Here is a 24,261-nt window from a genome sequence, read left to right on the forward strand (position 1 = left end):
CTGGGAAAGGCTGTGGGAGAAATCGCATGGACAGCTTGCGGGAACTAATGGCCACTGAAGAAACGCTCGATCCGGCGGACTGGGCCGATGTTCAGGCTCTGTCGCACCGGATCGTCGACGACGCCATCGGACATCTGCGGGATGTGCGGGAACGTCCTGTGTGGCGCGAGATGCCGGCCGAGGTTCGCGCGTTCTTTTCAGCACCGCTGCCGCACGAACCGTCGTTGATCGCCGACGTCTACGGCGAGGTTGCCCGCAATGTCATGGCCTATCCGATGGGCAACATCCATCCGCGTTTCTGGTCCTGGTATATGGGCTCGAGCAATTTCACCGGCGCGCTCGGCGACTTCCTGGCGGCGATCCAGGGCTCGAATCTCGGCGGCGGCAACCATGCCGCCGGGCTGATGGACAGCCAGGTGGTCGACTGGTTGAAGGAGATGGTCGGTTTCCCGGCCTCGGCCAGCGGCACGCTGGTCAGCGGCGGCTCGATGGCCAATATCATCGGACTGACCGTGGCGCGCAACGCCAAGGCAGGTGTCGATGTTCGGGAGAGTGGCGTCGGCGCGATCCCGAAGCCGCTGCGCTTCTACGCTTCCGACCAGGTCCATTCCTGCCATCGCAAGGCGATGGAGGTGCTCGGCCTCGGCAACCGGGCGCTGCGGCGCATTCCAACGGATGCCGCGTTGCGGATCGACGTCGATGCGCTCAAGCGCGCAATCGCGGAGGATCGTGAGGCAGGTTTCAAGCCGGCCTGCGTGATTGGCACCGCCGGCACCGTCAACACGGGCGCCCTGGACGATCTTCGATCGTTGGCCGCGTTGGCGGCCGAGGAAGACATGTGGTTCCATGTCGACGGCTGCATCGGTGCGCTGATCGCCATCGCGCCGCAGAACGCGTCGCTTGTGGCCGGCATCGAGCAGGCCCACTCCATTGCGCTTGACCCGCACAAATGGCTGCACGTGCCGTTCGAGGCGGGATGCGCGCTGGTGCGCGACGCATCCGCACACCGCAACGCTTTCGCTGTCACGCCGGAATATCTGGAATCGACGCCGCGCGGTCTCGCCTCAGGGCAATGGCTGCACGATTTCGGTCTGCAGACATCACGTGGTTTCCGCGCCTTAAAAATCTGGATGGCACTGAAGGAGCACGGCGTCGAGAAGTTCGGCCGGCTCATCGACCAGAACATCGCGCAGGCACGCTATCTCGCCAGTCTGATCGAAGCAGAGCCGGCGCTCGAACTAACAGTGCCGACCACGATCAACATCGTCTGCTTCCGTCATCGGGTGGAGGGCGCTTCCGAGGAACAGCTCAAGGCCTTCAACACCGAGCTTATGCTGCGCCTGCAGGAAGAAGGCATCGCCGCCTTGTCCGACACCACGATTCACGGCCGGCATTGCCTGAGAGTGGCGATCACCAATCACCGCACGCGGCGCGACGATCTCGACCTGCTGGTGCGTGAAACGCTTCGCATCGGCAGGGAAGTCGAGGTTGCGGGCCTCATCTGACGTGAGCCCGTTCAAGCCGCCTCATTCGGGCAAGCCGGCCAGCCGCAGCGCCTCGACATATTTGGCGAAATAGGCTGGCCTGATCTGCCCAACGCGGTGCTTGAGGCTGGAGAGCGTCAGTTCCGGGTCGAGCTGCAGCGAACGCGCGATATACTTGCGCGCGGCATCGGGCCTGCCGGCCATGGCGTTGCTGGCCGCCGCCACGCGCAATCCGGTGAGATAATAGGGCTGCGCGCGGGAAGCCGCCTCGGCGAGCGGCCAGGCGGCATCGTAACGCCCGGCTACGAAATGGGCGAAGGCGGTAAAAGTCTGCATGAAGAAGGTCAGCGGATCGAGCGGGCTCAGCCGTCTTGCCCGCGACAGATGCTCGATGGCGATGTCGGGATCGTCGTGACACGCCTTGAGGCAGCCGCTGGCGCTCCAGGCGGCAGCGCAGTTCGGGTTGAGCACAAGCGCGCGGTCGGCCAGTGCCGAGCCGGCCTCGTAGTCGCCGAAGATATAGCCCAGCGCCAGGCCGCTGAAGGCCAGCGCCACCGCGTCGTCCTGGCCTGAAATGGCGACGTTGCCGACCAGCCGGGAGACCTCGGCGGCTTCCTTCTGGCGGTCGCTCATCCAGCCATTCGCCATTCGCCAGAAATAGCACCAGGCGGCCGCGCCCTGGGCGGCGGCAAAATCGGGGTCGCGCTCGATAGCCTTGTAGAACTGCGGCAGAGCCTCCTCCAATCCTTCTTTCGTCCAGCGGTAAAGGCTTGCCATGCCGCGCAGATAGTGGTCGTAGGCGTCGAGACTTTCGGTGGGTTTGCGCTTGGCGCGCGCCATCTCGGCCTGTTCGAGCTTGGGCGAAATTGCACCGATGACGCTGGATGCGACGAGGTCCTGCAGTTCGAACACCTGGGAGACATCGCCTTCGAAACGGTCGGCCCAGAGGCTCACGCCCGCCGCCGCCTCGATGAGCTGGCCTGCCACACGCAGCCGGCTGCCCGCCCTGCGGACGCTGCCCTCCAGCACGTAGCGCACCCCGAGTTCCCGCGCTACGCGCGTGACGTCGACGGCTTGGCCCTTGTAGGCGAAGGCGGAATTGCGCGCGATGACGAACAGCCAGTTCACATGCGACAGCGCCGTCGTGATCTCCTCGACCACGCCGTCGGTGAAATATTCCTGCTCGGGGTCGCCGCTCATGTTCTGGAACGGCAGGACGGCAATCGACGGCTTTTCCGGCACCGAGGCAGTCGGGTGCGGCGGCTCCGCCGTCGCTTCCAGGCGGGACGGTTCGACCTCGGGCGTCGGCTCTTTCAGGCGCGCTGTGACGGGCGCTTCAATGCGTTCGACCAGCGCCCGCGTCGCTTCTTCGGGCTCGACACCGAGCTCGCGCTGCAGCGCGTCCTTGCAGGTCAGGAACTGTCGGAAGGCATCATTGGTCTTGCCGCGGCGGCGCAGGATGCGGATCAGGGCCCGGTGGGCCTGCTCGGCGCACGGATCGAGCGTGACCAACCGTTCGGCCAGTGTTTCACAGGCTTGTTCCTCGCGCGGCCCCAACTCGGGCAAGAGGCTCAGCCGCTCGGCCAACTCCAGCGCCTTACGGGTATAGCTCGCCCGAAGTGGCGCAAACCATTCGTCGATCTCGCCGGGAAATGACAGCCCATCGAGCAGGTCACCGTAGTAGAGGTCGGCTGCCGCCGTCAGGCTCGTGCCGTCTTCGGCCTGAATCTTCCGGTCGAAAATCCAGATGTCGGTTTCCTCGGCATTCGCCGCCAGCCAGATGGTGTCGGCATTGCCTTCAATGCGAATGGCTTCGTCGCCGGTGGACGGAAACAGGCGCCTGATGTCGACCAGGGCCTGGCGCAGGCTGTTTCGCGCCTGCTGCTCGCCGCTGTCGGCCCACAGCATAGCCGCCAGCCTTTCGCGGCGAACCCCCTTGGGTCCGGCCAGAACGAGCGCGGCAAAGAGCAGCGACGTCTTGCGCGTCGCGAAGTGCAGAGGTTGTCCGTCTGCGGAGACAACCTCGATGCCGCCAAGCAATCGAATGTGCACTCCGGCCCCCGTGAAACAGCCGTTGGAAGAATATCACGTCCCGCCGCCGACTTAACGACGATTTAGCGCGGTTTTTCCGAAGGTTTCACACGTGGATGAACGTTGGCAAAGCGCGCCGGCGGGACATTGCCCTCGTGAGTTCCAACGAGGGAGCGTGACAATGACCTATATCAGCTTGAGGACCTTCCAGCCGACCACCCGCCATGCCGGCACGTTCGCCGCCAATATCGCGACCGTCCTCGCGGCGCTGCGGCGCCGATACCGGGATGCCATGCAGCGCAGGGCCTTGGCCGGCCTGTCGATGCCCGAACTGAAGGATCTCGGCTACCCTGCCGATGAAGCCCCGGCCGATGTCGCGGCTGGCGGCCGCCTCACCCGGCAGCGCCCATTGCGGTGACCCCCGATGTTGCCGGGCTGGCTGTCCTCAGCCTGCCCCAGCAGGCAGCGGCGCCCCCGGCAGATAAAGCATGATCGGCCTTATCTCGTAGACGGCCGTGGGATTGACGCGCCTGAGGTCGCGCGCCACCGCAATTGCTTCATCCTGGTTTGCGCAATCGATGACATAGAGGCCGAGCAACTGTTCTTTGGTTTCGGCAAAGGGACCGTCGATCACCATGCCGTCGCCGGGACCGCGCAGGGTGACGGCTTGCGCGGTCGCGCCCAGCCTCGCCGCCGGTCCAAGCTTGCCGGCGCGGGTCAGCCTGTCGTTGATCTCGAGCAGGTCTTTCATCAGCGCCGCATCCTCCTCGGGCGTCCAGGACTGCACGGTCTGTTCGACGTGATAGGCAAGGATTGCGTAGAACATGGTTCGGTTTCCTCGAGCCGTTGTGGCGCGGCACTATCACAAGGATGGCGCCGCCGATCCAGCCCCGATCCGGCCCTGGAGGGCAGGCGACTGGCCGCCTGCTGACTCAAGCTGCCAGCGGCAGGCGCAGTTCCGTCAGCAGGCCGCCGCCGGGATGATTGGAAAGACTGATCTCGCCGCCTGCGGCCCGGGCGATGTTGCGGGCAATGGTGAGGCCGAGGCCCAGGCCGCCGGTCTCGCGGTTGCGCGATTGCTCTATGCGCACGAAAGAGCCGAACACCTCATCCAGCTTGGCCTGCGGGATGCCCGGGCCCTCATCGCGGATGGTGAGCTTGATCGCATCGCCCGAGCGTTGCACGCTGAGATGAGCCTTCTTGCCGTAAGTCACGGCGTTCTGGACGAGATTGGTGACGCAGCGACGCAGCGCCACCGGTCGCGCCGTGCAGATCAGGCCGCGCGAGCGCGCTGCGTCGTCGTCGAACGAGGCGTCCTCGAAGGCGTCGGCGACCGCCTCCACCAACGACCAGAAGTCGATGCGCTCAGCCTTTTCCTCGGTGACCTCGAATTTGGCGAAGTCGATGACCGAGCTGGCGATGCTCTCGATGTCGGCGAGGTCGTGCGCCAGCGCCTCGCGCGCCGGCGATTTCCGCAGCAGTTCGAGGCGCAATCGCATCCTGGTCAGCGGCGTGCGCAGATCGTGGGCCAGGGCGGCGGCAAGATGCTCGCGATCCTCGACATAGTCGCGCAGTCTGCTCTGCATGGCGTTGACCGCCTTTGCAGCAGCGCGGATCTCGCGGCTGCCGGTCTCGGCGATGGGCGGACTCTTCAGGTCTTTGCCAATGCGGTTGACCGCGGTTTCCATCATCCGGTAGGGCGCGGTCAGGCGGCGCAGCGACCAGATCGACATCACCACCACAAGCCCGGCGATCAGGACATAGAGCGGCAGGCTGTCGAAGCTGAGGATCGGTCCGGCCGGGGTGATCGGCTCGGTGAAGTTCAGCCACTGCCCGTCCGCGAAGCGCAGCGATGCGGTCAGCTTGTCGCTCTGGGCGAAATCCGCGGCCAGCACCAGAAGGTCGCGCTCGACCTGGCCGACGTCCTTGTTCGCGACCCGGCCGTCGGGAATGTCGGCCTCCTGTGTGGCGGGGTCGCGCCGCACACGCGCGTCAGTGATGCCGAATTTGGACAAGCGGCCCACCAGGATATCCTCCAGCTCGGCGAGCTGGTCATCACCTGCGATCGACGAGGTCACCGCCGGCGTGTCCGTGACCGTCAGCGCATAGGTGGCGTTGAACAGGCCGGACGCGGTCGCCTTGCGCTCCTCCGGCGTGGCGTCATGCATCAGCTGCACGAGCGAATAGGCTCGGTCGTTGAGACGGTAGAGATCGACCACGTCATTGGCTGCGGCGCGGTCGCGCGAGACGATGTAGAGCGTTGCCACCTGGCTGATCATCAGGCCGGCAATCACGATCAGCAGCACCCAGACCGGCAGGGTTTGCGGCAGGAAGCGTCTCATTCGGACGTCGTTTCAGGCAGGAACTGATAGCCGCCGCTGCGCACGGTCAGGATCAGCTTCGGCGTCTTGGGGTCGTCCTCCATCTTGCGGCGCAGGCGGCTCACCAGGATGTCGACGCTGCGGTCGAAGCTGTAGCCGGTATCGCCGCCGGACAGCTCGATCAGCTGCTCGCGGGTGAGCACGCGCTGTGCGCTCTTGACGAAGGTCTGCAGCAGGTTGAACTCCGCCATCGTCAGCTCCACGCGGACGTCGTCGGGTGCCGTCAGACGACGGCGTGAGCAGTCCATGGTCCAGCCGGCGAAGCGGTAGACCTGCCTGGCCGCGGGCCGGCGCGGCTCGGCCGCGCCGTTGCGCCGCAACACCGCCCGGATGCGCGCCAGGAGCTCGCGGGGGTCGAAGGGTTTCGGGACATAGTCGTCCGCGCCCATTTCGAGGCCGACGACCCGATCCGTCGTTTCGGTGACCGCCGTCAGCATGATGATCGGGGTGGTGTAGTTGGCGCGGATCTCGCGGCAGAGCTCCAGTCCGCTTTTGCCGGGCAGCATGACATCCAGAACGATGAGGTCGACCTGCGCTCGGCGCAGGATCGCTTCCATCTCGGTGCCGTCGGCGGCCACCGTCGTGTGCAGCCCCCGCTTCTGGAAAAACTCCTGAAGCAGGTCCCGTATGCCCTTGTCGTCATCGACGATGAGTATGTGCGCGTCGGATTTCACGAGAACCCCGCGGTTGCTTGGCCAAGCCGTCTTTCGGTGACACCCACACGATAGAATTCGGGCCACATCTTGGCCAGGGGCGGCGATAGTGGCCGCATTGGCCTCCCCAGAAACAATTTAGAAACAAAATTCTACAGTCGGGAAAAACTCGTGAAAAATTACAAGGGCATAACCGGTGCCGTGGCGGTCAGGTCATCGGCTGCGACGCGAGTTTCCGGAGTAACGGACAAGGCCAATGCAGAGGTTCACGATCAGCTTGATGGGGGCGTTGCTCAGCATGTCGCTCATCACAGCCGCGGCCGGTGCCTCCAACGCAAAGGTTACGCCGATCACCCGGACCGAGCGCTGCACCAATCTCAGCCGTCAAGTTGACGAAGCCCTCGAAACCCATGCCGCGGCAACGCAGGTCACCGCGGCGAAAGCACTGCAAAGAAAGGGAAACCGGTTCTGCGCCGCCAAGAAACAGGCACAGGGCATCCGGATGCTCGCAAATGCTTTGAAGCTGCTTGGAGTGACACCGATCGACCCGGTTCAGTGACGCTCACCTCGACCCGCACGAAAAAAGGAAATGAAACCATGAAAAAGTCCCTCCTCTCCGCCCTCGGCCTCGGTGTTGCTCTCGCCTTCTCGATGCCGGCTCTCGGCAATGCTGCCGCGACCACGACCGCTGCTCCGGCTGCTTCGACGACCACCACGGCTCCGGCCGCTGCCGCTCCGGCCAAGACCGCTCCGAAGAAGGTTTCCGCCAAGAAGGTCTGCAAGGTGACCAAGACCCACAAGTGCCCGGTGAAGAAGGCGCCGAAGAAGGACGTGAAGAAGTCCTGATCCAGGCTCTCGCAGCTGATCTTGCAAGCCGCTCCAGCCATTGTGGCTGGGGCGGCTTTCTGGCGGCCGAAGCTTGACGCCGGAGCTTCCGCCGCGCGCTCCGATCCTTAACCCGATAGCAATGCCGGTGCCGTAGGACAATCCGCATGAAGAAGCGGCTTTCGTCCCTGATGCGCTCGCTGACCCTCGGCGGCCTGGTCGCCACCGCGGCGGCAAGAGCGTTGATCATCTTCACGGCCAGCCCTGTGCCTGATCCCGCCAGCGGCAGAACCGAGCCGGAACTCTTCGCGCCGGTGATTTCATCGAGCTTCGACTACATCACGCCGGCGCAGAGCTGGATGCTGATCGTGCTGACCGGCGCGACCCTGATAAGCTTTGCCGCCTGGATGGTTGCCGCGCTCCGGGAGCGCGCTTCCGGCATGGGCGATGGCGGCTCCGGGCGATCCGGCATCCGCCGCACTGCCGGACGGCAGGGCCGTTGAACGCCATTCAGCGCTCCCCCACATAGAGTCCGTCTGCAATCTGCCATCTCCGGCGGAGAAATGGACGTATGCTCTCCAGCGTGAGAAAATGGAAGCGTGCATGGCGGTTATCTTGCGCAATTCCGGACGGAAGACCGCTGAGCACTCCTCCTGGAATTGCTTTGGTTCACAACTGGCCGATTGCGATGCCCGAGACCGTCCTCAAACCCCGTGCCAAGACGCAGCCGAAGACAGAGCGGCCAAAGCTCTACAAGGTCATCCTGGTCAATGACGATTTCACGCCGCGCGAGTTCGTGGTGACGGTGCTCAAGGGTGAATTCAAGCTCAGCGAGGACCAGGCCCATCGCATCATGATCACCGCGCACACACGCGGTGTGTGCGTCGTCGCCGTGTTCACGCGCGATGTCGCCGAGACGAAGGCCGCGCGGGCCACCGATGCCGGCAAGGCCAAGGGCTATCCGCTGCTGTTCACGACCGAGCCGGAAGAGTAGGGCGCTCTGGCAGGGCAAATCGGGGCAATCCGACTTCCCCATAAGGGGAGAGGTAAGAAGCTCAGCGCCCCTCCCGATACCACATGGAGCCGATTGCCAGCAGCAGCAGGCCGAGGCCGAGAAAGCCGCCGAACAACGGCACGCGCGAAACGGCCTTGAGGGTGCTGTCGTCGGTGGTGCGCAGGCCGATCCAGTCGTCGCCGGAAGCAGCGCCAGAGGAGCGGACCGGCACGATCGACGGCAAGGTCACGCCGCCGGCGAGGCTGCCGAGCGTGGAGGTCTGCGCCAGCCGGCGAACGCTGCCGCCGGTCGCCTCCGCAGGGGCCTTCAGCCTGTCCTCGGTGGAAATGACGTCGGAGAATTCGGGCGCGTTGATCGGACCGACATGGGCAAGCGCGGTGAGGTCGCCATTGCCGACCTGGTAGAGGCCGATCTCGCTGGTCTGCAGGCTGCCGGTGAAGATGCCGGGCTCGGCTTTTTCGAGCTTGACCGTCATCGCCTTGCCCGACGGCGTGATCACCTGGGCGGGCCCGGGATCGTCGCTCATCGTCTGGCGGCGGATCTCCAGCACCATGCCACGGCCGTCAGCGGTCAGCCGTTCCTCTTCAAGCTCCGGCTCCTTCATCAGCCAATGGGCAATGCGGCGGTAGAGCTGCACATGCGGTCCGCCGCCCTCGAAGCCACGCGCCCACAGCCAGCCCTGGTCCGAAAGCAGCATGCCGACACGGCCTTCGCCCTTGCGGTCGAGGAGAAGCAGCGGTCGCTCGTCAGCCCCCTTCATCACCACCTCGCCCTCGGGGTTCTTGACCCCGATGGTGCGGAACCAGCGGCTCCAGTGCGGCGGCTCGCTGGCGGCGCCATCGAGGCCGCGCGTCACGGGATGGCGCTGGCCGAGATCGGTAAGACGCGGATAGAAGGCCTTGTCGACGATCTCGCCGCTGGGCATGGCCGGCAGCGCCGACATCAGCGGCGTGCGGGCAATCGAACTTTCGCCGGCATATTCGGGGCCGGCCGCGATCAGCAGCGCGCCGCCCTTTTCGACATATTCGGAGATGTAGTCGTAATAGAGGATCGGCAGCACGTCGCGATGCTGATAGCGGTCGAAGATGATCAGGTCGAAATCCTTGATCTTCTCGACGAACAGCTCACGCGTCGGGAAGGCGATCAGCGACAGCTCGTTGATCGGCGTGCCGTCCTGCTTCTCCGGCGGCCGCAGGATGGTGAAGTGGACCAGATCCACCGATGCATCGGACTTCAACAGGTTGCGCCAGGTGCGCTCGCCGGCGTGCGGCTCGCCGGAGACGAGCAGGACGCGCAGATTCTCCCGGATACCGTCGACGAGCGCGATGGCGCGGTTGTTGGCGTCGGTCAGCTCACCCGGTTCGTGGTCGATGGCGAGCTCGACGATGTTGCGGCCGGCATTGGGGATGGTGACTTCAAGCTTCATCGGCTGGCCGATGGTCGCGTGTTCGACCGAGACCTGCTCGCCATTGACCGAGACCCGGACGTCGACGGGGCCGGTTTCACCGTCGCTGGCAATGACGCGGTAGCTCATGTCGAGCGGCTTGCCGACAAGGCCGAAGCGCGGCGCGTTCTCGAACCTTATGCGGCGGTCCTTCTCATGCTCCTCGCCGGTGATCAGGGCATGCAGCGGGGCGTTGAAGTCCGGAGCGCCGGCCGGGGCGTCGTGCACCTCGCCGTCGGTGATCATGATGGCGCCGCCGATGCGCGAGGGCGGCACATCGCGGAATGCGCTTTCCAGCGCGCTGAACAGCCTGGTCTCGGTGCGCTCTTCGGCGGCTTCCGACTTTCCGGCCTCGACCACGCGCACATCGAATTGCTTGAAACGGCCGAGGCGCTGCTGAAGGCCAGCCAGCGCCTCGTCGGTCTGCCTGGTGCGGTCGCCGATGTCCTGGCTCTGGCTGCGGTCGACCACGACCGCGACCACACTCTTCAACGCCTCGCGCTCCTCGTCGAGGAAAACGGGATTGAGCAGCGCCGCGCCAAGCGCGAGCAGCGCGATGCAGCGCAGCAGCGAGCCGCGCTGGCGGAACCACAGGCCGGCCAGCGCCAATAACAAGAGCGGCGCAAAGACAAGGCCGAAAAGCGGCCAGGAAACCAGCGGCTCAAAGGATATCGACCAGTTCATGAGCTACTGGCCCAGCCGTTCGAGCAGGATGGGCACATGCACCTGGTCGGATTTGTAGTTGCCGGTCAGCATATACATCATGATGTTGACCCCGGCGCGCAGCGCATAGACGCGCTGCATCGGATCCGGGGGCACGGTCGGCAGCATCGGATCGCCATTCTCGTCGATGGCCCAGGCACCGGCAAAATCATTGGCGGTGATCATGATCGGCGACACCCCGTCACCGGTGCGCACCGGACGGTTTTCGGTGTTGCTGGCGTCGAGCGAAGTCTCGACCCAGAGCGGGCTGCCATTGAAGCGGCCCGGGAATTCCGGAAGGATGAAGAAGGATTTCGTGAGCACGTGATCGGATGGCACCGGCTCCAATGGCGGCACGTTGAGATTGCCGAGGATGTCGCGCAGACGCTCTGTCGCCGGGCTCGCCGAGCTGGCGCCGATGCCGTTGGAGAACTGGTCACGGGTGTCGAAGAGGACCGTGCCGCCCTGCTGCATATAGGCGTCGATGCGGGCGATCGACGCTTGGCTCGGCATCGGCGCGGTGGCGTCGATCGGCCAGTAGATCAGCGGATAGAAGGACAACTCGTCCTTGGCTATGTCGACGCCGGCAGGCGGGCCAGGCTCCAGCGCCGTCTTTTCGATCAGGAAGCGGGTCAGCCCCTCGAGGCCGGCGCGGCTGATCGAATCGACGCCGGGCTCGCCGGTGATGACATAGGCGATGCGGGTCTTGGAAATGTCGTCGATCGCCTGCGAATCGCCAGGCTTTGCATCGTCGGCGCGGGCAAGGTCGGCGTGACCGAAGACCCCGCCGAGCGCGATCAGGACGGCAGCGGCGACTGCTGCGGCGCGACGCGGCCGGCGCGACAAAAGCCCTCCCATCCAAAAGACGGCAAGCGTGTCGAGCACCATCAGCAGGAGCGCCGTGGCCACCAGAGGACCCTTGAGGTTCTCGGATTCATCGAAGGCATAGGGAATAGCGGTGACCGGCAGCGAGACCTGCGGGCGAACGAGCGGTGCAAACGTGCTCGCGGCATTGAGCAGGTTGTGGGCGAAAACGCCGGTCTCCGAGCCGTAGAGGCCGGGCGGGTTTTCCAGGGTGACCGGCAGCGGGCCGGCGGCTGGCACCAGCGGCCGCGCATCGGGAGTCGGCGGCACCAGCATGCCGTCGGCATCGATCATGCGATAAGGCGCCAGCGACGCAGCGGCGGCCTCGGCGTTGGCTACAGCTGCACCCTGGTTGCGCGACAATTGCACGATGCGTCTCAGCATCTCGACGAAGCTACCGGAGATCGGCAGGTTCGACCAGGTCGCCTCCGGCGTGACGTGGAAGAGCACGAGCGTGCCCTTGTCCTTCTTCAGGCCCGTCACCAGCGGCGTGCCGTCGGCAAGGGTCGCCCAGGTGCGCTCGACGATGTCGGGCGTCGGCTCGGCCAGCACCTGCCTGCTCACCGTCACCTCGGTCGGCGGCGCCAGATCGGCGAAAGGTCCGGTCTTCGGAAATTCGGTGACGGGCTGCGGCGTGGTCCACGACAAAGCGCCGCCCAGCGCGCGCTCGCCGCTGCGCAGCCTGACCGGCAAGAGGTCGTCGTCATTGCCGGAAGCGGCGAGCCGCGATCCTGCAAAGCGCACCAGCGTGCCGCCCTTGTCGACCCAGTCGACCAGCCGCTGGCGGACCTGCTCGGGGATCGTGCCGACATCGGCCATGATGATCATCGCCGGCTTCTGGTCGAGAAGTTGCGGAATGGCGTCGGCCAGATCGGCGCTCGACGGCTCGACCAGATCGGCGAAGGGCTGCAGCGCGCGGCGGATGTAGTAGAGCGGCGACAGAAGCGGCTGTGCCTGGTCGGCCTCTGCCTGCGACAGCAGTCCGACGCGGCGGCGCTTCGAGCTTTCGTCGAGGACGCGCACGGCACCCGCCTGATGCTCGCCGTCGAGGGCGACAGAGGCGAAGTCGTTGCGCAGCTCGAACGGCACTGCCATCGTGGCGGTGGCGGTGGTTTGGTTGGGCGCGAAGGTCAGCGTCGCGTCAGCGATGCGACGGCCCTTGTCGTCGAAGGCGCCCGCCGTCACTTGCGCCGGTGCCGGATCCCCTGCCGCTCGGATGGCGGTCAGCGCGAAGCCGTCGACCTGGTTGTCGGCACCGGTCAGGCCGGTCAGCGCAAGCCGGTCGGACGTAACCCAGACCAACCGGGACGCGTTCTTTTCCAGAAGCGTCTTGAACGCGGCGTCGTCGCCCTTGGCAGCGAGCCCATCGGCAAGCACGGCGACGCTGGCGCCGGGCAGACGTTCCAAGGCACCGGCGACGCGGGCATAAACGGCCGGCCGGTCGGTCGGGATCGGACGCGGCTTTGCGGCGCGCAGGCGATCGAGGGCGGCCGACGCATCGAAAGGACCGATCTCGGCGTTCGGCTTCTCGGCAGTGAAGGCGATGACGACCGGCACGCCGTTCGACCCGGCATCGGCAATCAGCCGCTCGGCGGTGGCGACGCGCTTGCCCCAATCGGATGCGCTTGCCCAGTCGTTGTCGATGACCAGCGCCAGGGCCGAACCCTCCGCAGGCAGTTTCTCGCGCGGATTGAAGACCGGCTCGGCGAGCGCGATGATGATCAGGGCGGCCATCAGCAGCCTGAGCAGGGTCAGCCACCAGGGGCTTTGCTGCGGGGTCTCCTCGCGCCGCAGGACGCGGGCGAGGATCTTGAGCGGCGGAAAGACCTCCATCTGCGGCTTCGGCGGCGTCAGTCTCAGCAGCCACCAGATCACAGGCAGAGCCAGGAGGCCCCACAGCACCATGGGCGCACCGAAGGACAGCGGCAGCCAGTTCATGCGACTGCCTTTCCGCCAGCGGCGGCCAATCCAGAATGACCGCTGCTGGCGGTCATCGCCAGGTGGACGCGCACCAGCGCTTCCGATGCGAGCCGGTCGGTGTGGTTGACGGTGAAGCTCCAGCCGAGTCGCTTGCACCAGCCGGCCAGTTCCTGGCGCCGGGCGGTGTAGAGCAGACGGTATTCCTCACCCAGCATTTCGGCGCGGCCGGCGGTCAGCTTGTCGCCGGTCTCGGGGTCGGTGAATTCGGTGCGGCCGGCATAGGGGAAGTTCTCCTCGGCCGGATCGGCGACCTCGATCAGATGGGCGCGCACGCCGTGGCGGGCAAGCACGTCGAGCCAGGCCTTGGTCTCCTCGACCGGATCGAGGAAATCGCTGACGATGACGATGTCGCAGAAGCGGCGGATGGCGGACAGATCGGGCTTGGCCGGCAACGAAGCGGCATGGCTGAGCTGCGCTGCGATCCGCTCGGCACCATTGCGCGCGGTGAATGGATCACTCAGGCCCGGCCAGGCGATGCGTTCGCCACTGCGGGACAGAAGCTCGGCCATGGCGAGCGCCAGCACCAGCGCGCGCGATTCCTTCGAGACGGTGGCGCCGGCCGATTTGTAGAGCATGGAAGAGGAGGGGTCTGCCCACAGCCAGACGGTGTGGGCAGCCTCCCATTCGCGGTCGCGCACATAGGTATGGTCGTCCCGGGCCGAGCGGCGCCAGTCGATGCGCGAGGAGTCGCCTTCGACATAGGGCCGGAACTGCCAGAAGTTCTCGCCGATCCCGCGCTTGCGGCGGCCGTGCCAACCGGCGATCACCGTGTTGACGATACGGCGCGCCTCGACCAGCAGGTCCGGCACCAGCGAAGCCCGCAACCGGCCGCGGGCGAGCGCGTCGCGCGTCGCAACCGGTGCCTGGACCTCGCCTATTCGACCCATCAGATGCCTTTTGCCAGTTTCGCCACCACGTCGCGCACGGAGGTGCCTTCGGCGCGGGCGGCGAATGTCAGCGCCATACGATGCTGCAGCACCGGTTCGGCGAGCGCCCGGATGTCGTCCACCGACGGTGCCAGCCTGCCATCATACAGGGCGCGGGCGCGGGCGCACAGGGTCAGCGCCTGGCTGGCGCGCGGCCCAGGACCCCAGGCGACGTGCCTGTCGGTATCGGCATTGCCCTGGCCCGGACGGGCCGAGCGAACCAGCTTGAGGATCGCTTCGACGACGCTTTCCGGCACCGGCATGCGGCGGATCAGAGTTTGGATCTCCTTGAGCCGCGCCGGCTGCAGCACATTGCCGGCCCTGGCCTCGTCGACACCCGTGGTCTCGAGCAGGATGCGGCGCTCGGCGTCGATCTCCGGATAGAGGATGTCGACCTGCATCAGGAAACGGTCGAGCTGGGCTTCAGGCAGCGGATAGGTGCCTTCCTGCTCCAGCGGGTTCTGCGTCGCCAGCACATGGAAGGGCGAGGGCAGGTCGTGGCGCGCGCCGGCGATGGTGACGTGATACTCCTGCATCGACTGCAGGAGCGCCGACTGGGTGCGCGGCGAAGCGCGGTTGATCTCGTCCGCCATCAGCAATTGCGCGAAGATCGGCCCGGAAATGAAGCGGAAGGAGCGCTTGCCGAACTCGTCCTGCTCCATCACCTCGGATCCCAGAATGTCCGACGGCATCAGGTCGGGGGTGAACTGGATGCGGCGGGAATCGAGACCGAGCACGATGCCAAGCGTCTCCACCAGCTTGGTCTTGGCGAGGCCCGGCACGCCCACCAGCAGCGCGTGGCCGCCGGCAAGAAGCGCCACCAGCGTGCGCTCGACGACGGCTTCCTGGCCGAAGATCACCCGCCCGACGGCATCGCGAACCTTCGAGATGTCGGCCAGCGCCTTTTCGGCCTGGTCGATCATGGCCTTTTCGCTCATCGGGCTTTCCTTGATCATCACGCTCATGCCGTTGATCCTTGTGGTTGGAAATACCGGCCCGCATTCTCAAGGTCGCAGAATGCCGCGATTCGGTCTCGCCTGGCGTCTGGGTTTGAACTTAAATCACAGACTTGGGCTGACAAGGCTGACAAGCGGGACAACAGTGACTATTTCGTGACGATGACCGATCAATCCCGACATCGCGAACAGGGCCTGGGCGAGCAAAGCCTGATTGGCGCCACCGAGGCGCGTGGGCTGGAAGCGCTGATCTCGCGGGCGGCCCGGGCCGGCAAGGGACCGGCTCCGGTGGAGCGCTGGAATCCCGAGTTCTGCGGCGATCTCGACATGGAAATCAAGGCCGACGGCACCTGGTTCTATCTCGGCACGCCGATCGGGCGCATGCCGCTGGTGCAGCTCTTCTCCAGCGTGCTGCGCAAGGACGCAGACGGGAAAACCTATCTGGTGACCCCGGTGGAGCGCGTCGGCATCCGCGTCGCCGACGCGCCGTTCATTGCCGTCGAGATGAACGTTTCGGGAGTTGGCGACGGCCAGGTCATCACCTTCCGCACCAATGTCGGTGATGTCGTCCAGGCCGGCCCGGGCCATCCGCTGCGGTTCGTCGACGAGGACGCGACCGGCGGGCTGAAACCCTATGTCCTGGTGCGCGGGCGCCTTGAAGCGCTGGTGGCCAGACCGGTGATGTACGAACTCGTCGAGCACGGCGAGGAAATCGATATTGGCGGCAGGACCATGTTTGCCGTCCGCTCCGGTGGCGAGGTCTATCCGATCATGCCGGCCGAGAAGCTCAGGCGGCTGAGCGCGTGATGGACCAGATGGCGCCAATGCCGTTCTCGATCGCGGATTTTCGCGTCCGCGTCGCGGCGCAGGCCGAGGCGCAAACCGGCGACGAGTTCGGCGACCACCGCTTCAATCCCGGTCACCCAAGGCTCAAGCACATAAAGCCACTGCGCGATGCCGCGGTGCTGATCCCGGTGGTCGATCATGCCGACGGCGCCACCGTGCTGCTGACCAAGCGGGCCGAGAGGTTGCGCAGCCATTCGGGGCAGGTGGCCTTTCCCGGGGGCACGATCGATCCGACAGACCCCGGGCCGGAGGCGGCGGCGCTGCGCGAGACCTTCGAGGAGATCGGTCTCGACCGTGCTCATGTCGAGATCATCGGCCGCATGCCGGACTATGTCTCGGGGAGCGGCTACCGCATCGTTCCGGTGCTTTCGGTGGTGCGCCCGGGGTTTTCCCTGACGCTCAATGCCGATGAGGTCGACGCCGTCTTCGAAGTGCCGCTTCGCTTCCTGATGGATCCCGCCAATCACGCTCGCGACAGCCGCATGTGGAACGATCTCGAATGGTTCTTCTACGAGATGCCCTATGGCGGCCAGCGCATCTGGGGCGTGACCGCGGGCATCATTCGCACGCTCTACGAAAGGCTTTATGGGTGAGCGCCACGGTATCTCTTTCAGGCAGGGCAGACTGGCTCGGCGAAAAGCACCTGCAGCGACTGCTTGGGGCGCTGAAGGAGGGTGGCGAGGAGGCGCGCGTGGCCGGCGGGGCGGTGCGCAACGCACTGATCGGCCAGCCGGTGGCAGACATCGACATTGCCACGACGACAGTGCCGCAAGAGACAATCCGACGCGCCGAGGCGGCAGGGTTCAAGACGGTGCCGACCGGGATCGAGCATGGCACGATCACGGCGATCGGCGGCGGCAAGGCCTACGAGGTCACGACGCTCAGGGCCGATGTCGAGACCGATGGCCGCAGGGCGAAGGTGATCTTCGGGCGCGACTGGAAGCTTGACGCCGAGCGGCGCGACTTCACCATCAACGCGCTCTATGCCGAAGCCGACGGGACGGTCGTCGACCATGTCGGCGGCGTCGCCGATATCGAGGCGCGGCGGCTGCGTTTCATCGGCGATGCGGAAGCGCGCATCCGCGAGGATTACCTGCGCATTCTGCGCTTCTTCCGCTTTTTTGCCTGGTATGGCGACGGTCGGCCCGATGCCGAGGGCCTAAAGGCCTGCGCCAGGCTGAAGGACGGACTGAGCCGGCTTTCGGCCGAGCGCGTCTGGTCGGAGCTGAAGAAGCTGTTTTCGGCACCCGATCCCTCGCGCGCCCTGTTGTGGATGCGCCAGGCGGGCGTTCTCTCTGCCGTTCTGCCAGAGAGCGAGAAATGGGGCATCGATGCCATACACGGGCTGGTAAGGACCGAGAAGGACCTGGCCTGGCCGGCCGATCCGCTGCTCAGGCTGGAAGCCATCGTCCCGCCCGATGCCGCGCGCATGAGGACGCTCGGCGAACGGCTGCGATTTTCGAAGGACGAGATCGAACGCCTGCGGCGTTGGGCGCTGACCGTTGCGCCGGACTCCAGGACGACCGAAACGGAACTGGCAAAGAAGCTCTACTTCGGTGACCCGGGTGGGTTTATCGACCGGCTGAGGCTTGCGCTGGCGTCCGCGCGATCACGTGCCGTCGAGGACAATCAGGCGATGATGGAAGCGGGCGGCTTGTCGCGCCAGCTCGCTTTCGCCCGGAAATGGGCGAGGCCGGTGTTTCCGGTCAAGGGTGCCGACCTGACGGCGCTCGGCGCGTCGCCCGGCCCGAAGCTCGGCGCCACCTTGAAGAATCTCGAAAAGGAATGGGTCGAGTCGGGCTTCGCGCTGGGGCGCGACGCGCTGCTCGAACGCGCCGCACAGGCACTTGGAACGTAACGCTATTCCCAGCCGGACCGCGTCATGGCGGATCGGCCTGGCGCGGCATCTTCCTACTTGATCGACACCGGAGCCAGGGCACGCGAAAGGCTTGCTTCGCCCTTGCCGTAGATCGAGGGGTTATAGTTGGCCAGCGTGTCCGTACGGGCCGTTTTGAGCAGGTCATTGGTGATCTGAGTGGCCGTCGCGCTGGTGAACTTGCTGCCGATGATGGCGGCGTAGCCGGCTATGATGGGCGCGGCGAAGGACGTGCCATAGAGGCCGGTCTTGCTGCCGTCGACGCCGACCACCAGGAAGTGGCTCTGCACGAGCGGGTTGGAACCGGCATAGTTCGAATACCAGGCGAGCTGGGCCGGGTTGGCCGTCGTGCCGTTCGTGGACAGCGCGCCGACGAAGATCGCCGAGGCCTTTCCGACCAGGGCGATGTCGAGATAGTCCTGCTGGCCGCCCGTGATGCCGCCGACGGCGACCGAGTCGTTGCCGGCCGCCTTCGCGACTACGGCTTTCCCATTGGTGGCGTAGGAGATGATTGAAGACTCCTCCGGGCTCCACCTGATCTGACTGACGCTGTAGCCGGCCTTGGCATACATGCCGTAGCTAAGGTTCAGCACGTTCAGCCCCGGCGCCAGCGTGACGGCCGAATTGGTGCTGAAGTCCTTCGATTTGATGGTCGCCAGGGGAGCAATCATGCTTGCTTCCTCGCGGGTCCATTCGCCATGCCGCTGATACTGCGTGCCGAGGCCGAGATTGCCGCTGAAGCGCGAGCTGCTGGAGAAGTCGTCGACGACGGTGATCGTAACGCCCTTGCCCTTGTAGCCGGCGGCCCAGGCGGCGCCGACATCAGGGCTCATCCAGCCTTGCACGGCCTGCGTCGTCGCGGTTGGTACCGTGGCGCTCAGGCATATGGCCTGATCGGACTGACCGCCGTTGCAAATCGCAGACAGCGGGTCCGGACCGAGCTTATCATCCGCCATCGCCATCGATGCCGGCAGCAGGGCCAGAGCTACGGCGACGCCCAACTTCCAAGGATTGCACGGCATGTTCTTACTCCAGATCAAGACAAGAGCCAGGACGGATGATCGCGAATTTCGGCGGCTGCTCTCACGCGCGCGCCCCGATCAGAACGTAACACGGTAGTTGAGCCAGAGACGCTGGGTCTCTGGTTTAGCGTTAACCAGATATTTCAAGGTCTCCTCGGGTGCCAACAGGCCGGCCGCGAGCCGACAGTTGACGTTGTAGGTGCCCGGATCGCCGTAATCGGCCTCGCACGACTTCTCGCTCAGATTGCCGCCGATGACCGTGGTGAAGGAGAAGGACAGAATGCTGTTGGCACTCGGATGCACCTGGGTAAGGAAGCCCAGCTTCAGGCTGGGCTCGATCCGATATTTCTCGCCTTCTTCGCCGGTGCCGAAACCCCACAGAATGCCGGTGTCCTCGGTGATCTGGGTAAGCAGGTCGACATGCATGTCGACCCAACTCGTGCGGTACCACTGGTTGAACGAGACCCAGCTCCCGTTCTGCAGCTCGTAGCCGCCGTTGCCTAGCCCTCTCGCCCTGTCACTGAGCCAAGAGCCCTGGTGGATGTCGACCAGCGATGTCGTGAATTCCTGGGCCGCTGCCGGAGACGCTGCAAGGAGCGCGCAGAGCAGAAGCGCCACCACGCTGAACCTGTCCCGACTGCCGTGCCTTTCGCGCATCCGCGAAAATACCTCGCCTCTCTGTCTCCGGGTCAGCGCCTGGATGGCGAGGGGCTTCTCGGGTGGCCCGGTGCAGCCGGATTATTGGTCCGACGATCGCACGGCCTAGTTACCGCGAGGTTTATTTAGCGGGCTGAAATATGATTTGAGCGGGTTGCCGGGCTAAAATCCGCCCTCGGGTATCCGCTCGCCAACATAGCGCTGACGGCGGGCACAACGTCAGGCGCCGACGGGGGCTGCCGCCGCTGGCAGGCGGTGACGCAGGCGGGAAATCTAAGCCGCGTCGCGGACCTTCTGGATGCGCGAGCGGATCGCCTCGATCATCGTCTCGCGAATAATCGTTTCGCCATGTGTCTCACGCAAATGCTCCACTGCGCGGCGCATGACCTCCGCCTCCTCCTCGGCGCGCGTATGCCATTCACAGCCCGGGACGAGCGATCCGCACTGGAATTCCTTCATGGGCTTTCCTTTCCTCGCTTCGAAGCGGCCCAGATCTGACCGGCTCCAGCTATCAGTCGTTCATGCAATCCCCGCGCGGAAACCGGTGCGCACTTTGCTGGAATTGCTCAGGTGGACAACAATAACACATGCCGCCGGTTTCGGTTGCATCGAAAGCCAAACGGCAAATCGCCATTCTTGGGCTGCATTCGAACGGAAGGCGGAGCTGTTGCTGCTCCGCCTTCCTTGCTGCCTGAGAACGATAGAATCTGCTCGTGAAGAGCAGGACGTCATTTCATGATCTTGACGGCCTCGGCGATCTTGTTCTTGCCGCTTTTGTCCCAGGAAACGCGCACCTTCTCACCCGTCTGGATGCCAGGATCCTTGAAGTCCTTGGACAGGGTGAAGGTCGACCCGTCGTCCAGAACCAGGCTCATGGCCGTTCCATCAAAGCTCTTTACCGTTCCGGTGGTGTGCTTGACCGCCGCGAACGCGGCGCCACTGGAGGCGAGAAAGGCAGCGGCTGCTGCCGTCACAATAAGCTTGCGCATTGGCATGCTCTCCTGGAAATGCGGGCACCCGTTTGGCAAGGCACCCCTCTCTATCAGGGTCGTCCGGTCGCGTCGGGTCGCGGCCTGTGAGAGTTCATGATTCTCACTCCGGCCGCCGGCGCTTCCCGACCCGCCAACGTTAAATAACTCAATTTTTTCAAAAGGATATTAGACGAAAAAGAAATCATCCCCGCCACATTGCCCGCCAAGATTCGGCGAATGGGACATCAATGAGGCCAGCCTTCGATTCACCAGATTGTTACGGCCACTTTACCTCCGGCGGCAGGCTGGACAGGATCGATGCGACATTGCCACCGGTCTTCAGGCCGAAGATGGTGCCGCGATCGTGAAGCAAGTTGAATTCGACGTAGCGGCCGCGGCGGATCAACTGTTCGTCGCGTTCGCCATCGGTCCAGTTGTCGTTGAAATTGGCCCGCACCAGGTGTGAATAGACGACGAGGAAGGAACGGCCGACGTCCTGGACGAAGTTGAAATCGGCATCCCAGCCGCCCTTGTCCTCGTCCGAGTGCAGCCAGTCGAAAAAGATGCCGCCGATGCCGCGCGGCTCGTCGCGATGCGGCAGGAAGAAGTACTCGTCGCACCATGCCTTGTAGCTCTCGTAGTCGGCGACTGCGGCGTTCTTCTCGCAGGCGAATCTCATGGCGCGATGGAAAGCCAGCGTGTCCGGATCGTCCTGAGTGCGGCGCCGGTCGAGAACCGGCGTCAGGTCTGCGCCGCCGCCAAACCACTGGCGCGTGGTGACAACCATGCGCGTGTTCATGTGCACGGCCGGCACGTTTGGGTTCCAGGGGTGCGCAATCAGCGAAATGCCGCTCGCCCAGAAGCGCGGATCCTCCTCGGCGCCGGGAATCTGGTTCCTGAATTCGGGCGAGAACTCGCCATGAACCGTCGAGGTGTGCACGCCGACCTTCTCGAAGACGCGGCCGTGCATCATCGACATCGTGCCGCCGCCGCCCTTGCCTTCGTCGCGCTCCCACGGCGTCTTCTCGAAACGACCTGGCGACCATGAGGATTGCGGCCCTTGAAGCTCCTCTTCGATCTGCTCGAACGTGCCGCAGATGCGCTCGCGCAGCGCCTCGAACCAGAGGCGGGCCTTCATCTTCTTCTGTTCGATGTCGGCCGGCAGCTCCGGGGGAAGGTCACGTCGTTGCAATTCTTTCTCCAGTCGCAGGCACCACTTGCCTGACAAATGACTCGTTTTTTCCGCGCGCGATCCCTAATCTCTTAAGGGCAAGGGTCAAGTCCTGTCTGACCAAGCTGCAAGGAGTTTCCTTCGTGCGCGCGCCGGCAAGACCGCCGCTGGATGGACTGAAGAAGAGGCTGGAGCGCTCGCGTGCCGAGCGCGAAGGGCAGCCTCGCGATGGATTCCTGCGCGAGACCTTCGTGCTGCCCCGACCGGCGGCGCGGCTCAAGGCGAAGGAATGGTTCGAGCGCTTCCCCAAGCAAGCTTACTGGACCGAGATCGAGAGCTGGTTCGAACGGCCGGGCGACGTCATCGAATTCACCATGCGGCGGCTGCCGGCGGCGGATTAAGGCGCGTTGAGATTCAGGTCAGACCGGCCTGCAAATGGCGGTTTCCTGCGCTCCGGTGCTCACGTACGAAAAGTACGCTCCGCTCCGGTTCTCGAAACCACCATTTTCGACTCGGCCTGACCTGAATCTCAACGCGCCTTGGAGCTAGACCATCAGCGTACCGCCAGCCGCCTTGCGCCCGTACCCTCTCGCGCCAGACGGTCTTCTTTGTTCCTGAGCGGGCATTTGTCGATCGACATGCAGCCGCAGCCGATACAGTCGGTCAGGCCGTCGCGCAGCTTCTTCAACTGGCTGATCTTGTGGTCGAGTCCGTCGCGCCAGGCCGTTGAAAGCAGATTCCAATCCTCGCGCGTCGGCGTACGCCCCTCGGGCAGCGACCCGAGCGCCGCGGCGATCTCGGCAAGCGAGATGCCGACCTCCTGGGCGACCCGGATGATCGCCACGCGCCGCAGCACGTCGCGGCCGTAGCGCCGCTGGTTGCCCGATGTCCGGTGGCTGCGGATCAGGCCGCGCGCTTCGTAGAAATGCAGCGCCGATACCGCGACGCCGCTGCGCATGGCCACCTGGCCGACCGTCAATTCCTTTGCCGGAGTCATTCGAATTTTCCGCTTGACCTCAAGTTAAGTTGAGCTTGTAGCGAAGAAATCCTGACAGGGCAAATGCAGGAGAAAGCGAATGTGCGCCTGGGTGAAAGTGACGGCTGGAGCCGAGGCGGTAAGCCAGAGCGGGGAAGGCCTGAGGATCCTATCCGAACTGGCGGAGGGCTTCGCCGGCGACCATGGCGACGGACAGCGCGACATTGATACTCCGCGCGCCAGGGCGCATCGGAATGGTCAGTCGCGCATCCGCCGCCTGGTGAACCTGTTCCGGCACGCCAGCGGATTCGCGACCGAACAGAAGGACGTCGCCGGCGGCGAAAGCAAAATCGGTGTAGGGAATCGCGGCTTTGGTGGTGAGCAGCACGAGGCGGCGGGCGTTCGTCCGGCGCCAATCCTCGAAGGCGTGCCAGTCGGCATGGCGGGAAAGCGCCGCCATTTCGAGGTAATCCATGCCGGCCCGCTTCAGCGTCCGGTCGGAGAGCGGGAAGCCGGCCGGCTCGATGATGTCGACCCCCAGATCAAGACAGGCGGCAAAGCGCAGGATTGTCCCGGTGTTGCCGGCAATATCCGGCTGGTAGAGCGCGATGCGGAGACAATCGTTCATTTCCGCATCCTTCTAATAAGTGGCAGATCGGCCACAGCGGCTTCGCGGGTTTTCCGATTTCTGGACTGGCGGGTGGCCATATTCTGCGAAATCGAGTATATGCCACTCATCGTCAACCCGAACCGAAGGGAGGGGACCACATGATGACTATGCACATCCAGCGCCTCTCCTGGGGCCATCTACGCCCGACGGCGGTTTCGGTACGACGATTTTCCTGACACTTTAAGTCCTCATCGCACCGATTCCCGCCGAGCCCAGTTTCGGCTCTCGAAGGAATCTCGCGATGTTTTTCAAACTGCCAAAGGGACGCCACGTCCCACCTGAACGTGTCACGGCCGACGTCTGTCGTGTCTGGACCGACGCATTCCGTGCCTCCGGCCGAATGCCGGCGGTCGTGTTCGTTTCACCCTTTTTATCGCAATTGCACATGGAGGACGGACCAGTGTTCGATCCCTACAAAATACCCGGCTCGAGAACCCTGCACGAGCGCAAGATGGCGACTTGGGCGCTGCTGATCGGCGAAACCTATTCGTCAGCGGTGCACGCCGAGACGCGCCGACGTCCGCATCGCGGCATGCTTCCGGACGTCGATTTCTCGCATGCCGTGCCCGACCCCAGCCGGCCTTCGCTGGTGCGCCGCATCATCCGGATGATCCGGCCGGGCAACAAAGCACGGGCCGGCGACAGCTTGTCGTCAGGATCATCGGCCCGGCAGCCTGTCGGCGAAAAGCCCGCGACACCCTATATTGCGCGAAGCAGGGCCGGCGATGCGGTCGATTCCGTATCGCCGGCCCGCGGCGCCGCGCGGCCAGGCAAGCTTGTCCATCAATCCCGCGCCGCGTGAGCGCAAGAC

At 64.8% G+C, this 24,261-nt stretch carries 26 protein-coding genes; 11 read left to right on the forward strand and 15 right to left on the reverse strand.

Annotation, left to right across the window (positions count from 1 at the left end):
• The first annotated feature begins 26 nt into the window (after window positions 1–26).
• Entirely contained in the window at window positions 27–1,505 is a 1,479-nt protein-coding gene (locus EJ074_RS23870) for an aspartate aminotransferase family protein (protein WP_129553836.1), read from the forward strand.
• Window positions 1,506–1,526: 21 nt separating this feature from the next.
• On the opposite strand, the gene EJ074_RS23875 is transcribed toward EJ074_RS23870, so the two are convergent.
• Window positions 1,527–3,536: a BTAD domain-containing putative transcriptional regulator gene (locus EJ074_RS23875; protein ID WP_095807010.1), complete on the reverse strand. Its 2,010-nt coding sequence runs from the start codon at window positions 3,534–3,536 to the stop codon at window positions 1,527–1,529.
• Window positions 3,537–3,696: 160 nt separating this feature from the next.
• On the opposite strand from EJ074_RS23875, the gene EJ074_RS23880 reads away from it, so the two are divergent.
• On the forward strand, window positions 3,697–3,933 hold the full coding sequence (locus tag EJ074_RS23880; RefSeq protein WP_095807009.1) for a DUF1127 domain-containing protein: 237 nt from the start codon (window positions 3,697–3,699) through the stop codon (window positions 3,931–3,933).
• Window positions 3,934–3,960: 27 nt separating this feature from the next.
• Here the strand turns inward: EJ074_RS23880 and EJ074_RS23885 are convergent, their stop codons facing one another.
• The 3 genes from EJ074_RS23885 to EJ074_RS23895 all read right to left on the reverse strand — a co-directional run bounded on the left by EJ074_RS23885 (window position 3,961) and on the right by EJ074_RS23895 (window position 6,570).
• Window positions 3,961–4,341, reverse strand: a complete 381-nt coding sequence (locus tag EJ074_RS23885) for a YciI family protein (protein ID WP_095807008.1) — start codon at window positions 4,339–4,341, stop codon at window positions 3,961–3,963.
• Between the two features lie 106 nt (window positions 4,342–4,447).
• Window positions 4,448–5,857 carry an ATP-binding protein gene (locus EJ074_RS23890; RefSeq protein ID WP_095807007.1) on the reverse strand — a complete coding sequence of 470 codons (1,410 nt, stop codon included), beginning with the start codon at window positions 5,855–5,857 and terminating at the stop codon, window positions 4,448–4,450.
• On the reverse strand, window positions 5,854–6,570 hold the full coding sequence (locus tag EJ074_RS23895) for a response regulator transcription factor (RefSeq protein WP_095807006.1): 717 nt from the start codon (window positions 6,568–6,570) through the stop codon (window positions 5,854–5,856). The genes EJ074_RS23890 and EJ074_RS23895 overlap by 4 nt, the downstream gene beginning before the upstream one ends.
• Window positions 6,571–6,805: 235 nt before the next feature.
• Here EJ074_RS23895 and EJ074_RS23900 point away from each other — a divergent pair, with 235 nt between their 5' ends.
• From EJ074_RS23900 to clpS, 4 genes are all read left to right on the forward strand, one after another.
• On the forward strand, window positions 6,806–7,108 hold the full coding sequence (locus EJ074_RS23900; protein WP_095807005.1) for a hypothetical protein: 303 nt from the start codon (window positions 6,806–6,808) through the stop codon (window positions 7,106–7,108).
• 38 nt (window positions 7,109–7,146) lie between these two features.
• Window positions 7,147–7,395 carry a hypothetical protein gene (locus tag EJ074_RS23905; RefSeq protein WP_095807048.1) on the forward strand — a complete coding sequence of 83 codons (249 nt, stop codon included), beginning with the start codon at window positions 7,147–7,149 and terminating at the stop codon, window positions 7,393–7,395.
• Between the two features lie 146 nt (window positions 7,396–7,541).
• The gene (locus tag EJ074_RS23910; RefSeq protein WP_245420394.1) at window positions 7,542–7,877 is read left to right on the forward strand and encodes a hypothetical protein; all 336 of its coding nucleotides are present in this window, start codon (window positions 7,542–7,544) and stop codon (window positions 7,875–7,877) included.
• 185 nt (window positions 7,878–8,062) lie between these two features.
• The gene (clpS, locus tag EJ074_RS23915; protein WP_095807004.1) at window positions 8,063–8,368 is read left to right on the forward strand and encodes an ATP-dependent Clp protease adapter ClpS; all 306 of its coding nucleotides are present in this window, start codon (window positions 8,063–8,065) and stop codon (window positions 8,366–8,368) included.
• A gap of 61 nt (window positions 8,369–8,429) precedes the next feature.
• On the opposite strand, the gene EJ074_RS23920 is transcribed toward clpS, so the two are convergent.
• Genes EJ074_RS23920 through EJ074_RS23935 form a run of 4 tightly spaced genes read right to left on the reverse strand, consistent with a single transcriptional unit; the run spans window position 8,430 to window position 15,270 of the window.
• On the reverse strand, window positions 8,430–10,517 hold the full coding sequence (locus tag EJ074_RS23920; RefSeq protein WP_129553837.1) for a hypothetical protein: 2,088 nt from the start codon (window positions 10,515–10,517) through the stop codon (window positions 8,430–8,432).
• A 3-nt stretch (window positions 10,518–10,520) separates the two neighbouring features.
• A complete protein-coding gene (locus EJ074_RS23925; protein ID WP_095807002.1) occupies window positions 10,521–13,337 on the reverse strand; it encodes a DUF4159 domain-containing protein in 2,817 nt (938 codons plus the stop codon).
• Window positions 13,334–14,266: a DUF58 domain-containing protein gene (locus tag EJ074_RS23930; RefSeq protein ID WP_095807001.1), complete on the reverse strand. Its 933-nt coding sequence runs from the start codon at window positions 14,264–14,266 to the stop codon at window positions 13,334–13,336. The genes EJ074_RS23925 and EJ074_RS23930 overlap by 4 nt, the downstream gene beginning before the upstream one ends.
• A complete protein-coding gene (locus tag EJ074_RS23935) occupies window positions 14,266–15,270 on the reverse strand; it encodes a MoxR family ATPase (RefSeq protein WP_095807000.1) in 1,005 nt (334 codons plus the stop codon). The genes EJ074_RS23930 and EJ074_RS23935 overlap by 1 nt, the downstream gene beginning before the upstream one ends.
• A 153-nt stretch (window positions 15,271–15,423) precedes the next feature.
• Between EJ074_RS23935 and EJ074_RS23940 the strand changes: the two genes are divergently transcribed.
• Genes EJ074_RS23940 through EJ074_RS23950 form a run of 3 tightly spaced genes read left to right on the forward strand, consistent with a single transcriptional unit; the run spans window position 15,424 to window position 17,965 of the window.
• Complete coding sequence (locus EJ074_RS23940) at window positions 15,424–16,068, forward strand: DUF1285 domain-containing protein (protein WP_095806999.1); 645 nt, start codon at window positions 15,424–15,426, stop codon at window positions 16,066–16,068.
• Window positions 16,068–16,700 (forward strand): CoA pyrophosphatase, encoded by a 633-nt coding sequence (locus EJ074_RS23945; protein WP_095806998.1) that lies wholly within the window; start codon window positions 16,068–16,070, stop codon window positions 16,698–16,700. Before EJ074_RS23940 ends, EJ074_RS23945 begins: the two co-directional genes overlap by 1 nt.
• Window positions 16,697–17,965 carry a CCA tRNA nucleotidyltransferase gene (locus tag EJ074_RS23950; RefSeq protein ID WP_245420393.1) on the forward strand — a complete coding sequence of 423 codons (1,269 nt, stop codon included), beginning with the start codon at window positions 16,697–16,699 and terminating at the stop codon, window positions 17,963–17,965. The genes EJ074_RS23945 and EJ074_RS23950 overlap by 4 nt, the downstream gene beginning before the upstream one ends.
• A gap of 53 nt (window positions 17,966–18,018) precedes the next feature.
• Here EJ074_RS23950 and EJ074_RS29965 read toward each other — a convergent pair whose 3' ends face one another.
• From EJ074_RS29965 to hemF, 5 genes are all read right to left on the reverse strand, one after another.
• The gene (locus EJ074_RS29965) at window positions 18,019–19,005 is read right to left on the reverse strand and encodes a S8 family serine peptidase (protein WP_095806996.1); all 987 of its coding nucleotides are present in this window, start codon (window positions 19,003–19,005) and stop codon (window positions 18,019–18,021) included.
• A gap of 78 nt (window positions 19,006–19,083) precedes the next feature.
• Entirely contained in the window at window positions 19,084–19,662 is a 579-nt protein-coding gene (locus EJ074_RS23960) for a hypothetical protein (RefSeq protein ID WP_129553838.1), read from the reverse strand.
• Between the two features lie 273 nt (window positions 19,663–19,935).
• Window positions 19,936–20,121, reverse strand: a complete 186-nt coding sequence (locus EJ074_RS23965) for a DUF1059 domain-containing protein (protein WP_095806994.1) — start codon at window positions 20,119–20,121, stop codon at window positions 19,936–19,938.
• 269 nt (window positions 20,122–20,390) lie between these two features.
• Entirely contained in the window at window positions 20,391–20,651 is a 261-nt protein-coding gene (locus EJ074_RS23970; RefSeq protein WP_095806993.1) for a DUF1344 domain-containing protein, read from the reverse strand.
• 259 nt (window positions 20,652–20,910) lie between these two features.
• Window positions 20,911–21,825 carry an oxygen-dependent coproporphyrinogen oxidase gene (gene hemF / locus EJ074_RS23975; RefSeq protein WP_095806992.1) on the reverse strand — a complete coding sequence of 305 codons (915 nt, stop codon included), beginning with the start codon at window positions 21,823–21,825 and terminating at the stop codon, window positions 20,911–20,913.
• Window positions 21,826–21,947: 122 nt separating this feature from the next.
• On the opposite strand from hemF, the gene EJ074_RS23980 reads away from it, so the two are divergent.
• The gene (locus EJ074_RS23980; protein WP_095806991.1) at window positions 21,948–22,205 is read left to right on the forward strand and encodes a hypothetical protein; all 258 of its coding nucleotides are present in this window, start codon (window positions 21,948–21,950) and stop codon (window positions 22,203–22,205) included.
• Between the two features lie 152 nt (window positions 22,206–22,357).
• On the opposite strand, the gene soxR is transcribed toward EJ074_RS23980, so the two are convergent.
• Window positions 22,358–22,801, reverse strand: a complete 444-nt coding sequence (gene soxR, locus EJ074_RS23985) for a redox-sensitive transcriptional activator SoxR (protein WP_095806990.1) — start codon at window positions 22,799–22,801, stop codon at window positions 22,358–22,360.
• Between the two features lie 148 nt (window positions 22,802–22,949).
• The gene (locus EJ074_RS23990; RefSeq protein ID WP_095806989.1) at window positions 22,950–23,408 is read right to left on the reverse strand and encodes a tRNA (cytidine(34)-2'-O)-methyltransferase; all 459 of its coding nucleotides are present in this window, start codon (window positions 23,406–23,408) and stop codon (window positions 22,950–22,952) included.
• Window positions 23,409–23,691: 283 nt separating this feature from the next.
• Between EJ074_RS23990 and EJ074_RS23995 the strand changes: the two genes are divergently transcribed.
• Window positions 23,692–24,252, forward strand: a complete 561-nt coding sequence (locus EJ074_RS23995) for a hypothetical protein (protein WP_165350001.1) — start codon at window positions 23,692–23,694, stop codon at window positions 24,250–24,252.
• Window positions 24,253–24,261: the final 9 nt, after the last annotated feature.

It is taken from the genome of Mesorhizobium sp. M3A.F.Ca.ET.080.04.2.1, from assembly GCF_003952525.1.
Taxonomy (GTDB): domain Bacteria; phylum Pseudomonadota; class Alphaproteobacteria; order Rhizobiales; family Rhizobiaceae; genus Mesorhizobium.

Coding starts and splice junctions, on each gene's coding strand:
- EJ074_RS23890 (WP_095807007.1), bottom strand. CDS start 5,857: ATGAGACGCTTCCTGCCGCAAACCCTGCCGGTCTGGGTGCTGCTGATC.
- EJ074_RS23960 (WP_129553838.1), bottom strand. CDS start 19,662: ATGCGCGAAAGGCACGGCAGTCGGGACAGGTTCAGCGTGGTGGCGCTT.
- EJ074_RS23945 (WP_095806998.1), top strand. CDS start 16,068: ATGGACCAGATGGCGCCAATGCCGTTCTCGATCGCGGATTTTCGCGTC.
- EJ074_RS23885 (WP_095807008.1), bottom strand. CDS start 4,341: ATGTTCTACGCAATCCTTGCCTATCACGTCGAACAGACCGTGCAGTCC.
- EJ074_RS23900 (WP_095807005.1), top strand. CDS start 6,806: ATGCAGAGGTTCACGATCAGCTTGATGGGGGCGTTGCTCAGCATGTCG.
- EJ074_RS23905 (WP_095807048.1), top strand. CDS start 7,147: ATGAAAAAGTCCCTCCTCTCCGCCCTCGGCCTCGGTGTTGCTCTCGCC.
- EJ074_RS23930 (WP_095807001.1), bottom strand. CDS start 14,266: ATGGGTCGAATAGGCGAGGTCCAGGCACCGGTTGCGACGCGCGACGCG.
- clpS (WP_095807004.1), top strand. CDS start 8,063: ATGCCCGAGACCGTCCTCAAACCCCGTGCCAAGACGCAGCCGAAGACA.
- EJ074_RS23935 (WP_095807000.1), bottom strand. CDS start 15,270: ATGAGCGTGATGATCAAGGAAAGCCCGATGAGCGAAAAGGCCATGATC.
- soxR (WP_095806990.1), bottom strand. CDS start 22,801: ATGACTCCGGCAAAGGAATTGACGGTCGGCCAGGTGGCCATGCGCAGC.
- EJ074_RS23880 (WP_095807009.1), top strand. CDS start 3,697: ATGACCTATATCAGCTTGAGGACCTTCCAGCCGACCACCCGCCATGCC.
- EJ074_RS23925 (WP_095807002.1), bottom strand. CDS start 13,337: ATGAACTGGCTGCCGCTGTCCTTCGGTGCGCCCATGGTGCTGTGGGGC.
- EJ074_RS23940 (WP_095806999.1), top strand. CDS start 15,424: ATGACCGATCAATCCCGACATCGCGAACAGGGCCTGGGCGAGCAAAGC.
- EJ074_RS23870 (WP_129553836.1), top strand. CDS start 27: ATGGACAGCTTGCGGGAACTAATGGCCACTGAAGAAACGCTCGATCCG.
- EJ074_RS23910 (WP_245420394.1), top strand. CDS start 7,542: ATGAAGAAGCGGCTTTCGTCCCTGATGCGCTCGCTGACCCTCGGCGGC.
- EJ074_RS23965 (WP_095806994.1), bottom strand. CDS start 20,121: ATGAAGGAATTCCAGTGCGGATCGCTCGTCCCGGGCTGTGAATGGCAT.
- EJ074_RS23995 (WP_165350001.1), top strand. CDS start 23,692: ATGTTTTTCAAACTGCCAAAGGGACGCCACGTCCCACCTGAACGTGTC.
- EJ074_RS23920 (WP_129553837.1), bottom strand. CDS start 10,517: ATGAACTGGTCGATATCCTTTGAGCCGCTGGTTTCCTGGCCGCTTTTC.
- EJ074_RS23990 (WP_095806989.1), bottom strand. CDS start 23,408: ATGAACGATTGTCTCCGCATCGCGCTCTACCAGCCGGATATTGCCGGC.
- EJ074_RS29965 (WP_095806996.1), bottom strand. CDS start 19,005: ATGCCGTGCAATCCTTGGAAGTTGGGCGTCGCCGTAGCTCTGGCCCTG.
- EJ074_RS23970 (WP_095806993.1), bottom strand. CDS start 20,651: ATGCGCAAGCTTATTGTGACGGCAGCAGCCGCTGCCTTTCTCGCCTCC.